The 12,254-nt window shown below is 64.5% G+C and carries 13 protein-coding genes; 4 read left to right on the forward strand and 9 right to left on the reverse strand.

The genetic code is table 11. The features are described from left to right. Positions 1 to 5: 5 nt before the first annotated feature. From ORS3428_RS11690 to ORS3428_RS11715, 6 genes are all read right to left on the reverse strand, one after another. The gene (locus ORS3428_RS11690) at positions 6 to 1,070 is read right to left on the reverse strand and encodes a hypothetical protein (RefSeq protein ID WP_071097678.1); all 1,065 of its coding nucleotides are present in this window, start codon (positions 1,068 to 1,070) and stop codon (positions 6 to 8) included. 195 nt (positions 1,071 to 1,265) lie between these two features. Continuing rightward, positions 1,266 to 2,273, reverse strand: coding sequence for a sensor histidine kinase (locus tag ORS3428_RS11695; RefSeq protein ID WP_071097680.1), 1,008 nt, complete (start codon positions 2,271 to 2,273; stop codon positions 1,266 to 1,268). Beyond that, positions 2,270 to 2,953: a response regulator transcription factor gene (locus ORS3428_RS11700; protein WP_071097682.1), complete on the reverse strand. Its 684-nt coding sequence runs from the start codon at positions 2,951 to 2,953 to the stop codon at positions 2,270 to 2,272. Before ORS3428_RS11700 ends, ORS3428_RS11695 begins: the two co-directional genes overlap by 4 nt. Before the next feature lie 101 nt (positions 2,954 to 3,054). After that, positions 3,055 to 3,846, reverse strand: a complete 792-nt coding sequence (locus tag ORS3428_RS11705) for a pyrroline-5-carboxylate reductase family protein (RefSeq protein ID WP_071097685.1) — start codon at positions 3,844 to 3,846, stop codon at positions 3,055 to 3,057. A gap of 242 nt (positions 3,847 to 4,088) precedes the next feature. Beyond that, complete coding sequence (locus ORS3428_RS11710; RefSeq protein WP_071097687.1) at positions 4,089 to 5,399, reverse strand: Nramp family divalent metal transporter; 1,311 nt, start codon at positions 5,397 to 5,399, stop codon at positions 4,089 to 4,091. Between the two features lie 504 nt (positions 5,400 to 5,903). After that, positions 5,904 to 6,608 carry an SDR family oxidoreductase gene (locus tag ORS3428_RS11715; protein ID WP_071097690.1) on the reverse strand — a complete coding sequence of 235 codons (705 nt, stop codon included), beginning with the start codon at positions 6,606 to 6,608 and terminating at the stop codon, positions 5,904 to 5,906. A gap of 204 nt (positions 6,609 to 6,812) precedes the next feature. On the opposite strand from ORS3428_RS11715, the gene ORS3428_RS11720 reads away from it, so the two are divergent. Further along, entirely contained in the window at positions 6,813 to 7,010 is a 198-nt protein-coding gene (locus ORS3428_RS11720; protein WP_071097692.1) for a hypothetical protein, read from the forward strand. 178 nt (positions 7,011 to 7,188) lie between these two features. Here the strand turns inward: ORS3428_RS11720 and ORS3428_RS11725 are convergent, their stop codons facing one another. Next, on the reverse strand, positions 7,189 to 7,632 hold the full coding sequence (locus ORS3428_RS11725) for an SRPBCC family protein (RefSeq protein ID WP_071097693.1): 444 nt from the start codon (positions 7,630 to 7,632) through the stop codon (positions 7,189 to 7,191). Between the two features lie 144 nt (positions 7,633 to 7,776). On the opposite strand from ORS3428_RS11725, the gene ORS3428_RS11730 reads away from it, so the two are divergent. Further along, positions 7,777 to 8,640 carry an aldose 1-epimerase gene (locus ORS3428_RS11730; protein ID WP_071097725.1) on the forward strand — a complete coding sequence of 288 codons (864 nt, stop codon included), beginning with the start codon at positions 7,777 to 7,779 and terminating at the stop codon, positions 8,638 to 8,640. 364 nt (positions 8,641 to 9,004) lie between these two features. On the opposite strand, the gene dinB is transcribed toward ORS3428_RS11730, so the two are convergent. Beyond that, positions 9,005 to 10,267: a DNA polymerase IV gene (dinB, locus tag ORS3428_RS11735; RefSeq protein WP_071097694.1), complete on the reverse strand. Its 1,263-nt coding sequence runs from the start codon at positions 10,265 to 10,267 to the stop codon at positions 9,005 to 9,007. Between the two features lie 197 nt (positions 10,268 to 10,464). After that, positions 10,465 to 10,845: a cupin domain-containing protein gene (locus ORS3428_RS11740; protein WP_071097727.1), complete on the reverse strand. Its 381-nt coding sequence runs from the start codon at positions 10,843 to 10,845 to the stop codon at positions 10,465 to 10,467. A gap of 380 nt (positions 10,846 to 11,225) precedes the next feature. On the opposite strand from ORS3428_RS11740, the gene ORS3428_RS33005 reads away from it, so the two are divergent. Together ORS3428_RS33005 and ORS3428_RS11750 are read left to right on the forward strand one after the other, a co-directional pair. Next, positions 11,226 to 11,483 carry a hypothetical protein gene (locus tag ORS3428_RS33005; protein WP_131802883.1) on the forward strand — a complete coding sequence of 86 codons (258 nt, stop codon included), beginning with the start codon at positions 11,226 to 11,228 and terminating at the stop codon, positions 11,481 to 11,483. Between the two features lie 344 nt (positions 11,484 to 11,827). After that, a complete protein-coding gene (locus ORS3428_RS11750; RefSeq protein ID WP_131802884.1) occupies positions 11,828 to 12,166 on the forward strand; it encodes a hypothetical protein in 339 nt (112 codons plus the stop codon). Positions 12,167 to 12,254 lie beyond the last annotated feature (88 nt).

A 12,254-nucleotide genomic window follows, 5' to 3' on the forward strand; every position in this document is an offset into this window, starting at 1 on the left:
TCCGGTTAGTCGTCACACTCGGGGTCTTTGCAGGCCGCGGCAGCGGTGATCGGCGGGCGCTGCTCCTCCGACAGCAGCAGCTCCGCGCCCCGTGTCACCACGCGTTCGCCGGCCGCGAAGCCGGCAGCGACGAAGTAACCGCCGTCATATGGCGACCGGTCGTCGACCGGCCGACGAACGAACCTATCGTTGCCCTGCTGAACATAAGCCCAGGGCTGTCCGCCGAACCACAGCACCGCCGTCCGGGGGATGACAATGCCGGAGGCCGGCTGCTGGTCGGTCGGCAAAAAGGCGATCACCTTGCTCCCGACCGGCAGGCTGGCAGGCGCGCGGTACAAGAAGGTCAGTCCCTCGGCGATCGGATCGCTTTGCGGCGAAGCCGACACCAGGCGAGCGGCGAGCCGCCCCTTCGCGCCACCGTCAAAAGAGATCTGCTGCGGAATCCATGTGCTGCCTTCTGCCACCGGCACCACAATCCGCAGCATCATGTCCTGCCCGTCCAGCAGCCCGGCGAGCTCCGTATCCTTGCCAGCAACAAGCGCGGCAAGTTGCGGGCCGAACTGTTGCAACGCGCTCGCGCGCACCCCCTCAAGGCTTGCTTGAGCCGACTGGAGCTTGGCCTTGTCGGCTGACCAGGACGCTTGCGCCGCCTGCAAGGTCTTCTGCGAAATGTTTATGTGGTCCCGAAACAGCACGCGGTTGCGTTCGGCCTCCTGGGCCGAGACCTCGAGGGCCGCCTGCGCGCTGGCTACATCGGCGGCGGCCGCGCGATAGCGCGCCTGGAGGTCGATCAGCGGCTGCAGGTCGAGCACGCTGCCATAGGCCGTCTTTTCGTCCTGCCGCTTCGTTGCCACCAGCGGGTCGGTTTGGATGCCGCTGCGCTTCTGCGTGGCGTCGTCCAGCGTTACGACGGTGAGCCCGTTTTCGTTACTGACCCGACCGGTCGGGGCAGGGGCAGGGGTCGGCGAGGTTGCGCTCTGCGCAGGCTGGTATGAAATCCAGCCCCATGCTGCCAATGCGGCGGCGGTCGGCACAAGGGCGAAAAGCAGGCGTTTGCCAAGACTGCTCATGGGAGATTTCCTTCCTGGAAAGACTGCCTGCGCGGACTGGACGCCAGCGCCCCCTCCAACTCCATTTGATGACGGGCGAAGCTGACGGGAGTCTGACGGACACATCCGTTCTGCCGGAATCTTGGGTCGTCGACCCGGCGATGCGGGATGCATCGACGGCTTTCCGGGACACGGCCGGTTGCTTCAGGCGCGTGGTCAGACGTCGACGTCTACGACCGRCAATCTGACGCGAATTCGAGCGCCCGCGCCGGGAAGGAAGCCGACGGAGCCGCCATGCGCACGAGCCACTTCCCGCACGATCGCGAGGCCCAGTCCGTGTCCCGGCGACACGCTACTGGCCTTGCGGAAGCGTTCGAAGACCTCGTCGCGGAGGTGCTCGGGCACTCCTTCGCCTTCGTCGATCACCGTCATCCAGATCTCCGGCCCGCCCGGCTCGTTGGCCAGTTCGCCGACGAGCCTGATCTTGCCGCTTCCATGCACAAGGGCATTGTCGAGCAGGTTCCGGACCATGTCGCGCAGATCGTCGGCGCGGCCGTGCACGGGAAGCGAATTCGGCAGATCGACCGCGACCTCCCGCTGCCGTGCTTCGGCAAGGGGAATAACGAAGGCCGCTGCCTCGCGCGCAATACGCGACAGGTTGACAAGCGGAAGATCAGGTGAGGCGAACTGCGCCTGCTCCTTGCGGGCGAGGTCGAGCAATTGCTCCACGAGCCCGTGAAGGYTTGAGACGTCGCCGTCGATCGCGGGCCAATCGGGATTTTGGTCGAGCTTGGCGCGCTGTAGGCGCAGGCTCAGGACGGCCAGCGGCGTGCGCAATTCGTGCGCGGCATCGGCGACGAAGCGCCGCTCCATTTCATAGGCTGCCGACAGGCGGTCGAGCGCCCCGTTCACCGCCGTGACCAGCGGCCGTATCTCCTCCGGCAGCCGCTTCATAGAGATGCGCACGCTGGGATTGGTCGGGCCGACAAGCGCCGCCTCGCGCGATGCCGAAGCCAGATGGCGCAGGCTCCAGGCGCTGATGATCCAGCTCAGCGCCGCGGCGCACAAGGTGGAGGCAATGAGGACCAGAACGTCCTGATAGGGTTCGCGGATCGGACCTCCCTCGTGGCGCAGCATCCGCGATGCGGCAAGGCCGAACCCGAAGACAATGAGCATGGACAGGACCAGCCGCCCGCGCAGGCTCTCGCGTGACAGCTTCATCATGACGGACCTCCGATCTTGAGCCGGTAACCGACCCCGCGGTTGACGTCGACGCCGACAGCCGATCCGGCATCGGCAAGCTTGCGCCGCAATCGAGAGATCGCAGCCTCGAGCGCATTGCCGCTCACCTGCTGCTCGAAGCCGTAGAGGCGGTCTTCCAGCATGTCCTTGACGACGATGCGGCCGGACGCGCGGATCAGTTCCTCGAGAACCGAGGCTTCACGGCGTGAGAGCGCCAGAGCCTTGTCACCGACCTGGGCGGTGCGCGAGGCGGGATCGAAACTGACGTCGCCATATCGATAGGCCGCCTCGCGGCGCACGCCCGGCCGCCGCAGCACCGCGCGGACGCGCGCTTCGAGTTCCGCCAGGTCGAACGGTTTTACGATGTAGTCATCCGCGCCGCCGTTCAGGCCGCCGATCCGGTCCTCGATCCGGTCGCGCGCGGTTACGATCAAGGCCGGCGGGCGGTTCGCCGTTTCGGCCCGCAGCCGGCGCAGGACATCCATTCCGTCCATGTCCGGCAGACCGAGATCGAGAACCACCGCGTCATAGGCCGTCGTTGCCGTTGCAGCCAGTGCGTCCTCGCCAAGGGCAAAGGCGTCGGCGGCAAAGCCGCGTTCCCTGAAATACCCGGCGATGATGTCACGCATCGCCGGGTGGTCTTCGATGATGAGCAGTCGCATGGAAGCACTCCGGACCAGAGCTGCTGAGATCGCTGACATCGGCCCTACCGACGACCTGCCCCCCGGCTCTCAGCCCATCATAGCCGCTTCCCGCGCGTTACTCACGCCTTGCCCATCGCGATCGACTTCAGGAACGCCGCGGCCAGCCCCTTGGAAACGGTGTCGTCGAAGCCGGATTCGCGCATGGTCTCGATCGCGGCGGCGGTGGTGCCGCGATAGCCGAGGAAGGTCCTTACCGTGTCGGCCGGTGACGCGTCGTTCAATTCCAGCAGCCTGCCGGTGCCGRTGAGCACAGTATTGACGGCGCGCCGCGCGACATCCGCCGAGAGGCCGAAGTGAACGGCGTCGCGCATCATGGCGTCGGCGAGCAGGGCAGGGAAGGCGGGGCCCGATCCCGTCAGGCCGGTCAGATAGTCGATGTCGCGCTCGCTGCCGACCTCGTCCTCGACTCCGCAGGCTCCGAAGATCGCGCGCACAAAGGCGCGGTCGGCCTCGGTCGCGTCGCCGCTCGCGATCCAGGGCGTGTAGGATTTGGCGACTTCGGCGGCTGCATTGGGCAGCGTGCGCACGACGCGCCCTGTGCCGTGTTTCTCGCTTAGCTCGGCAAGCCGGATCCCGGCCATCACCGAGATCACCAGCTTGCCCTTGGCGTCCAACTCGAGCGACGGCCAGTCCTGCGGCCGCACTGAAAGCATGATGATGTCCGAGCGGTCGGCGAGCGCCTGGTTGTCGTCGGTCCAGAAGGCGCCGGGCAAGCGGTCCGGCTTGGCGCTCCGGTAGGAGAGCGCGAGATTTTCCGCCCGCACGACGCCGGCCGAGACGGCTGCGCCGGCGATGGCGCCGCCCAGCCAGCCCGCGCCGCCGACGATGCCCAGCCTGATCGAAGCGCTCATGTTGCTGTCTCCTTTTCTCGCAAGGGAGCCGACGGCAAAGCTGCCAATCTCCCCCCAAGTGGGAGGAGATTGGACGTCGCGTTCACCTTCGCCAATCTCCAGCCTTCTTGTCGAAAGCATCATGGTGCAAGAGGCAACGCCGGCTTTCAAGCGCTCAGAACCCCCGCGTCAGCCCGCTGTCGACCGGCTAGTGCATGTTCGCGCAAACCGCGTCGCCCGAATGCGTTTCAGCGCGACGCGCTTTAGAGAAACCAATCTGCCGCAAGGCCGAGCGCCGACAGCGCCATCGCAATGGTCGATAGCCAACCGAGCAGGCGCAACCATCCCTGCACGGGAAACTCTCCCATAATGTCGCTGCGGCCGGCCATCAGCATCATGATGACCATCAACGGGACCGCGCAGACGCCGTTGATGACGGCGCTCCAGTACAGCGCCTTGATCGGGTCGATTGGGGTGAACACGATCCCCGAGCCGAGTGCGGTGGCAGTCGCGAGCGACACGTAGAAAGCCACCTCGTACTTGGGCTTGCGCACCAGCCCAACCGGCCAGTGCAGCGCTTCACCGAGGGCGAAGGCCGCGGAGCCGGCCAATACGGGGACGGCAAGCAACCCGGTGCCAATGATACCAACAGCGAAGATCACAAAAGCGAATTTGCCGGCGATCGGCTCCAGGGCCTTTGCGGCCTCCGTGGACGAGCCAATGTCCGTGACGCCTGTCTTATGCAATGTGGCGGCGGTAGTGAAGATGATCGCAATGGCGATCAGGTTCGAAAAGGCCATTCCGACCAGCGTGTCGGCGTGAATGCGCTCGAAGGCTTTCGATGCCTGCCACGGTGCCCATTTCAGCGGTCTGGCGGATGGCTTGATTTCTTCCTCCTCCACCTCCTGCGAAGCCTGCCAGAAGAACAGATACGGCGAGATCGTCGTGCCGAAGATGGCCAGAAGCGTACTGAAGAACGCACCGTTCCAATCGAGGTGGGGAATGAACAGTCCCTTTGCGGCATCCATCCAGGGCACCTTCGCCGCGAACATTGCCACGACATAGGCGAACAGGCTTAGCGTGGTCCATTTGAGAACAACGACGTAGCGGCTGTAGTCAAGGAACACGATCGTCGTGACGCAAATCACCGCAAACGTCACGACGTACAGGGGGCTCGGTCCGCCCACCAGCAATCTCAGCGCGTCGGCCATCGCGCTGAGATCGGCGCCGATGTTTATGACGTTGGCGACAAAAAGCAGAACGACGACGAAATAGAGCAGCGGGGCCGGGTAGTAGCGTGACAAATTGCCCGAGATCCCCTTTCCCGTGGTACGACCGATCCGGCCCGCGATCTCCTGGATCGCCGCCATCAGCGGAAATGTGAAAAGCATCGTCCAGCCGATGTCGAAGCCGAGCTGCGCGCCTGCCTGGCTATAGGTGCCGATGCCGGAAGGATCATCATCGGAGGCGCCCGTGATGACGCCGGGCCCGATGATCCCGAGGAACCGTTGGAACGGTCCTTTTGCAAGCGTGTTGCTTTCCTCCTGCGAGACTTCCGAACTTGTGTCGCTCACTGCTTATGCTCCCATGAGGCATAGACGGCTGCGGCATCCGGACGGCGCGGCRCAAAGTCGTTGTGCTGGCCGGGAGGCGTTCCCAAGTCCGAACTCACGACGGTTGAAGCCAGGCAACGGCGACGAATCTGAGCCGAAAGCGAGGGGCGCGCTGCATTGCCCAACGCATGTCGCCCAAAAGTGCGCAGCGGTTTTGCGACAACGACATGCATCAAAACGAAGACTTCAAGCACACGGCTGAATCCGGTTCAGCGCGACGCGCTTGAAGGACGGGCCGACATAGAAAGATCCTGCGGAAACAACGGCTTTTGGCCGAACTGGTTCCCGCGCAGCGTTAGGGACCAAGGCCCGGAAATACCGTTGCAATGAGACATCGCGCGCCGTTGTCGCTGCGCGCGCTGCCTTCTGGCTCCAAAGCGTCGTCGCAAAGTCCCGCCGCGAGCAATCGTTTCGCCAGCCATGCCTTGCGGGCGAAATGACCTCCGTGCTGACGAAAGCGCGGGCTCAGAACCCCCGGGTCAGCCCGCCGTCGACGCGGATGTTCTGGCCGGTGATGTAGGCCGCCCCGTCCGAAGCGAGGAAGGCGACGGTCGCGGCGATCTCTTGCGTGGTGCCGTAGCGCTTCATCGGCACGCTCTCGCGGCGCTCCTCCACGGCCGGCAGGCTGTCGATCCAGCCGGGCARCACATTGTTCATGCGGATGTTGTCGGGCGCATAGGTGTCGGCAAAAATCTTGGTGAAGGCGGCGAGCCCGGCGCGCGCCACCGCCGAAGTCGGGAAMATCGGGCTCGGCTCGAACGTCCAGGTCGTCGAGATGTTGATGATGACGCCCGACTTCTGTTTCTGCATCACTGGCGTCACCAGCCGCGTCGRCCGCACGACGTTGAGGAAGTAGGTGTCGATGCCCTTGTGCCAGTCCTCGTCGCTGATCTCGATGATCTGCGCGCGGGGTCCGTGGCCGGCGCTGTTGACCAGCACGTCGATGCGGCCCCAGCGTTCCAGCGCGCCGTCGGTGAGGCGCTTGAGGTCTTCGTTCGACTGGTTGGAGCCGGTGACGCCGAAGCCGCCGAGCTCGTTGCCCAGCGCCTCGCCCTTGCCGGAGGAGGAGAGCACGCCGACCTTGAAGCCGTCGGCCGCCAGCCGCTTCGCCGCCGCCGCGCCCATGCCGCTACCGCCCGCCGTCACCAGAGCTACCTTTTCCGTCGCCATGTCGCGTCCATCCTGGCTGTTGAGTTGAAAGCGCTCTGTTAGCACGGGCGGAGCCGGGGCACGACCGGATTGGATTGCGCCACGATTGGCGAAAGCGGCCTCGTGCATTCGTCAGGTGGAACGCGACCGGGCCGGTACAACCTAAGTCCGCTTGCATGCGCGGCGGAACTGCGCGATTGTCGCACTCATCAACATAGGTGAGCCATGAAGCGTGCGGACAAGGCGCGGCCTTTCGTGCCGACCGAAATTCATGTCGGCACGGACGAGGAGGGCGCTGTCGGCATCCTCTCGATCCGGACGCCGGAAGGCCTGCTCGATATCGCGCTGGACCAGGAAGCCGCCGAGGCCATGGTGAACGCCATCGGCACGATCCGGTCCAAGCTGGAAGCGGCCGAAACCTAATTCGGAAAAACAAACCTAATTTAGAAAAAGAAGCCCGGTCGCAAGCCGGGCTGGGAGGTATTGGGGTACGCCGAGCGAGGAAACTCGTTCTGCGACTAACAGTCTGCATCACCATCATGACAGACGGATGAAGCCGAAGGCATATCTGCCTGCGCCGGGCATCAACCGGCGTCCAAGCCTATTGATTGATCTCGGGCTCGACGAGCCGTGCCAGGTTTCTGAGCGATTCCTGCCAGCCCAGATAGCAGGCCTCGGCCGGAATGGCGTCCGGAATGCCCGCCTGCGTGATCTCCAGTTCCGTGCCGACCGAGACCTTCTTCAACGTCACGGTCACCTGCATCTCGCCGGGCAGGTTGGGATCGTCGAACTTGTCTGTGTAGCGCACGAGCTCGCCCGGAACGAGCTCGACATAGTCGCCGCCGAAGGCGTGGCTGTCGCCCGTAGTGAAGTTGCGGAAGGACATCCTGAAGGTGCCGCCGACATGCGCTTCCAGATGATGCACGGTGCAGGTGAAGCCGTTCGGCGGCAGCCATTTCGCCAGCGCGTCCGCCTCGATGAACGCGCGATAGACTTTCTCCGRCTTGGTGGCGAGCACGCGGTGCAGGCGGACAGTGCTGGGCATATCGTTTCTCCTCTGATGGGCAGCCTATGCTCCTATGACGAACGAGGTTTGGCCAGCCCGACATCGATGACCAAACTTTTTTGAGCCGCGACCGAGCCAGTTCGCGTAAAGATGGGCTGCAACTTCGCCATCGATGAGGCCTGCATGGTCGAACTGAACGACGGACAATCGAGGCTGGTTCTGGTGCCGGAGCGGGGCGCGGCGATCGCGCGCTATGACGCGCTGGTGATCGGCAGCGAGCCGGTGCCGCTGCTGAAGCCGGGAGACGGCACCGGCGAGTCCGGCTGCCAGCTCCTGGTGCCGTGGTCGAACCGCATCTCCGGCGGCGGCTTCACTTTCGACGGCCGCTTCCATGCGATCGAGCCGAATGTTCCGGGAGAGGCCTTTCCGATCCATGGCGACGGTTTTCAGAAACCGTGGCGGCTTGCCCGCCACACGGAGACGGAGGCCGAGCTGGTGCTCGAAGACGGCGCGATCGGCCCTTACCGCTATGCCGCGTCGGTCGCCTACCAGCTGCGCGACGGCGCGCTGGACGCGCAGCTGACGGTTGAGAACCGCGCCGGCATGTGCCTGCCCTACGGCCTCGGTTTCCATCCCTGGTTCCGGCGCGGCGACACAACGCTGCTGAAGGCGAGGGCGAAACGCGTCTGGCTGGAGGACGAACGCCATTTGCCGGTCGGCGTCGCGCCGGTGAGCGAGCATCCGGGCTGGGATTTCGCGCGCCCCATCCCGCTGCCGCCGGACTGGGTCAACAACGCCTTCGACGGATGGGATCGTCGCGCCTCGATCACGCAGCTCGAGGACGAAATCAAGGTCACGCTCGTCGCCTCGCCGGAGCTTGAAGTCTACATCCTCTATTCGCCGTCACCGGATGCCGGCTTCTTCTGCTTCGAACCGGTCTCGCACACCGTCGACGCGCATCACGGCGAAGGGCTGACGCCGCTCGAACACGGCGAAACGATGAGCGCTGCGATGCGGCTGGACTGGGAGGTCGTGGAGACGGATTGAGGACGCAGGGCGCATCTCTCCCAAGTAGGAGAGGTTGGCGGCTTAGACGAAGACACCATCCTTGAACGTTGGCGATTGGCGAAAGCGGCGGAGCTGCCAATCTCCCTCCAAGTGGGGGAGATGTCCGGCAGGACAGAGGGGGGCGCTGTCCCGCCAGCGTCTCAGATCGGTCCAGCCAATCCCGCTGTCAGTCATGACCTTGCGCGTCGATTTCGCATTGGCGCGATGCTGTGGCGATAGGGAGTGTGCGGCATGGTCGGAGTTTGGGGCTGAGGTTTGTGTTGCTAACGCTTCTACTCCACGGCGCTCCCCTCTGTCCTGCCGGACATCTCCCCCACGAGGGGGGAGATTGGCAGCTTCAACCTCACAGCTCCTTTTCCGCCAGTTCCCTGAATTCATCCGGCACCGAGCGCGCGGCTTCCAGCGCCACCGTGCCGTAGCCGACGGCTTGCCTGCCGAAACGCTGGCGGATCTTGTCGACGGCGCGGTCAGCGCCGACGCGGGCGAGGCCGCGTCGGCTGCCGGGCTTGCGCTTCTCGTCGGCAAGGCCGAGCGGCAGTTCGAGCTGCAGCTCGGCATGCTCCTCCAGATGCGAGACCGAGATGGCGAGCAGCGAGATTTCCCGTTCGCCGGGATGGGCGCAAAGCACGCCGCGCACCAGCTCCTCGGCGATCTCGGCGAGCATGGTTGTCGCCTGGATCGGCTGCTCCAGCGTCACCGAGCGGGTCACCGCGCGCATGTCGGCGAAGCGCACGCGCACCGTCACCGTGCGGCCGGGCCGGTCCTTGGCGCGCAGGCGGCTGGCGACGCGGTCGGCCAGATGCAACAGCGTCGGCACGAAGACGCGCGGCAGCGCGGGCTTGCGGCCGAGCGCCGACTGCGCGCCGGCCGAAATCGCGCGGCGATGCGTCTCCAGCCGGCGCGGATCGCGGTTCCAGGCGAGCGCCGCCAGCTTCTGGCCGGCGGCGTGGCCGATCAGCCGCTCCAGCGCGCCGCTATGCGTGCGCGCCAGCTGCCCGATGGTTTCGACGCCGATCTCGGCGAGCCTGGCCTTGGTCGCCGGGCCGACGCCCCACATCAGCGACACCGGCAAATCGTGCAGGAAGGAAAGCTCGGTGCCCGGCTCGACCACCACCAGCCCGTCGGGTTTGGCCACCTGCGAGGCGATCTTGGCGAGATGTTTCGTCCGCGCCACCCCGATCGAGATCGGCAGGCCGAGCTCCGCCTTCACGCGGCTGCGGATTCTTCTGGCGATCTCGTCAGGAGGCCCGAACAGATGCGTGCAGCCGGCGACGTCGGCGAAGGCCTCGTCGATCGATATGCGCTCGACCAGCGGCGTGAAATCGTCGAGCACCTTGATCGCGGCGTCGCCGAGCCGCTGGTATTCGCTGAAGCGGCCGCCGACGAAGATCAGCTGAGGACAGAGCTCGCGCGCCTTGCGGCCGGGCATGCCGCCGCGCACGCCAAAAACCTTCGCCTCGTAGGAAGCGGCGAGCACCACGCCGCCGCCGACCGCAATCGGCTTGCCGCGCAGCGACGGGTCGAGCAACTGCTCGACCGAGGCGTAGAAGGCGTCGAGATCGGCATGCAGGATGGTGGCGGCTGAAGCGGCGTTCGTGGCGAGCATCGCGCGCTCCGTTCCATCGTGCGGCGTTGCAGCATTAGCTGCGACTTTTGTAAGGGGTATTTACAGAACATGAAGAGAACAAAATCGGTCTGCTGTCAAGCTGCCACGCCGATACGTTGAAGTCTCCACAACCTGGGAGTTTGCTGCGGTTGCGGTGAAAGAGCCAATCTCCCCCACAAGGAGGGAGATTGTTGTCGTTACGCCGGCTTGGCGTATTGCTCGGCGCTCAGCACCTCGATGCACTGGAACGGCTGATTGCCCTCGACCCATGCGTCGTGGCCGGGCGGGATGGTGTAGGACATGCCTTGGGTGAAGGTTTTCTCGGTCCCGTCGTCCATGCGCACGGTGATCGAACCGGACACGACATAGCCGACATGCGAGACCTGGCAGCTGTCGGTCTTGACCACCGGCTTCACGCATTCGGACCATCTCCAGCCCGGCTGCATGTTGAGCCGGCCGAGCGTATAGCCCGGCAGCCTCACGATCTCGACACGCGTCTTGGCGGGCGAGCGGACCTCGTCGGGATTGTCGTGTGATTTGGATTCGAACTTGGTGACCTTCATTGCAGCTTCGGCCATGACATCCTCCCTTGTTTCAAGCGGAGCCCCGACGCTGCGATCGTCGGCGACCGCTGCCGGATTCATACGCCTTTCAATGAGTGATTGCTAATTTAAATGCCGGACGAGTCGCGAAATCGATTTTGCCGGGCAAGGGCTATTGCACGCGCGTCTGGCCGGTGATTTGCTGTTTTTGCGCTGGCACGACGGTGGTTGAGGGTCCACCCCGTTTCTCGTCCCGATGGGGAGAATCCTATGAGCCCTTGGCAAGTGATATTCGCCGATAGCGTCGCGGCAAAGCCAGGCTCCATCCAGGCCCATCCGTCTCGAATTTCGCTCGCGGCCGCGGGCTCGCCGCTCCGGTCGAAACCGCCATAGGCGAAGCGCAAGGCGGCGGGGCAATGCCCAAAAAAGAAATCCAGAAGAACCAAAAAACAGAAGAACCAGAAGAACCAGGGAGGAAGTCGATGCTCAATCAAACCGTCCCGATGGATAACAATCCGCCGGCCGTTGCGGCCCGACGTCGTCCGCCGGCGCTTCGCCAGTGCTGCGACAGCTATGTTTGCCCGGTCTGCGATCAGGTCGTCGAGTTGACGGATTTTCGTCAGGTCGTCTGGCACCAAAAACCCGGCCACAAGCCGATGGAATTTGATGACTGAGAGCCCAGGCGGGACGAAAAGGCCCGCGCCTTGCGGGGAAGGCGCGGGCAGCAGGCTGGAGTAGCCATTCACTCAATGCGCTAGTGTGCAACTGGTTGCGCCCGGTCGACCGATTTGCGGTCGCCGGCGGACCGGGCCGGAACGCGCATGCAAGGACTTAAAGCGCGTCGCCTGAATCCGTTTCAGTGCGACGCTCGCTTTAGGACTATGGTCCGTTATTAGGCGGGGCTTAAGTCGCACGCTAGAAAGCAGAGGCCCGAAATGGCCGGAATTAGGAAACAAGTGCGGCGCTGATTCATTGGCTCACATGCCGTCGAGCAAAGTCCCTTCATCGGCGGCTGGGAGTGCCCGCCATCACCTGCGATGTGGCGGGCTACTCCGATCGATTCCAGGTAAAGTGCGCAACGGTCTGGAATTGCGCCAAAAAACAAGGGGAGATGCACATGCAACCCGGTGAGATCATCGCGAATGCATTCGCCGCCCTTTTGCTGGCGGTGTTGATCGCCGGCATCTTCCTCGTCTTCGGTCGGCCGCTCTGGCCGGAACGCCAGGCCGGGATGCAGGTCCTCGTCCGGGTCGATCCGAACACCACCGGCGCGGTGCGCGGCTCCTGTCTCGAACCGTGCCTGYCGCCCAGCTTCGATCTCAAGCGCGCCCCGCAGAGGCCGCTGCCGAATTCCTGATCCGAACAACCAATCCATGTCGCCCAAAAGCATGCCCTCGGGCTTGACCGGGGTACGCAGCGGTTTTGGGAGAACGACATGCATCAAA

This window comes from Mesorhizobium sp. ORS 3428 (genome assembly GCF_001854785.1).
Classification (GTDB): Bacteria; Pseudomonadota; Alphaproteobacteria; order Rhizobiales; family Rhizobiaceae; genus Mesorhizobium.

Bases quoted from the DNA above. Each gene is read 5' to 3' on its own strand.
- ORS3428_RS11690 (WP_071097678.1), bottom strand. From the start codon at position 1,070: ATGAGCAGTCTTGGCAAACGCCTGCTTTTCGCCCTTGTGCCGACCGCC.
- ORS3428_RS11700 (WP_071097682.1), bottom strand. From the start codon at position 2,953: ATGCGACTGCTCATCATCGAAGACCACCCGGCGATGCGTGACATCATC.
- ORS3428_RS11720 (WP_071097692.1), top strand. From the start codon at position 6,813: ATGAAGCGTGCGGACAAGGCGCGGCCTTTCGTGCCGACCGAAATTCAT.
- ORS3428_RS11730 (WP_071097725.1), top strand. From the start codon at position 7,777: ATGGTCGAACTGAACGACGGACAATCGAGGCTGGTTCTGGTGCCGGAG.
- dinB (WP_071097694.1), bottom strand. From the start codon at position 10,267: ATGCTCGCCACGAACGCCGCTTCAGCCGCCACCATCCTGCATGCCGAT.
- ORS3428_RS11740 (WP_071097727.1), bottom strand. From the start codon at position 10,845: ATGGCCGAAGCTGCAATGAAGGTCACCAAGTTCGAATCCAAATCACAC.
- ORS3428_RS33005 (WP_131802883.1), top strand. From the start codon at position 11,226: ATGCCCAAAAAAGAAATCCAGAAGAACCAAAAAACAGAAGAACCAGAA.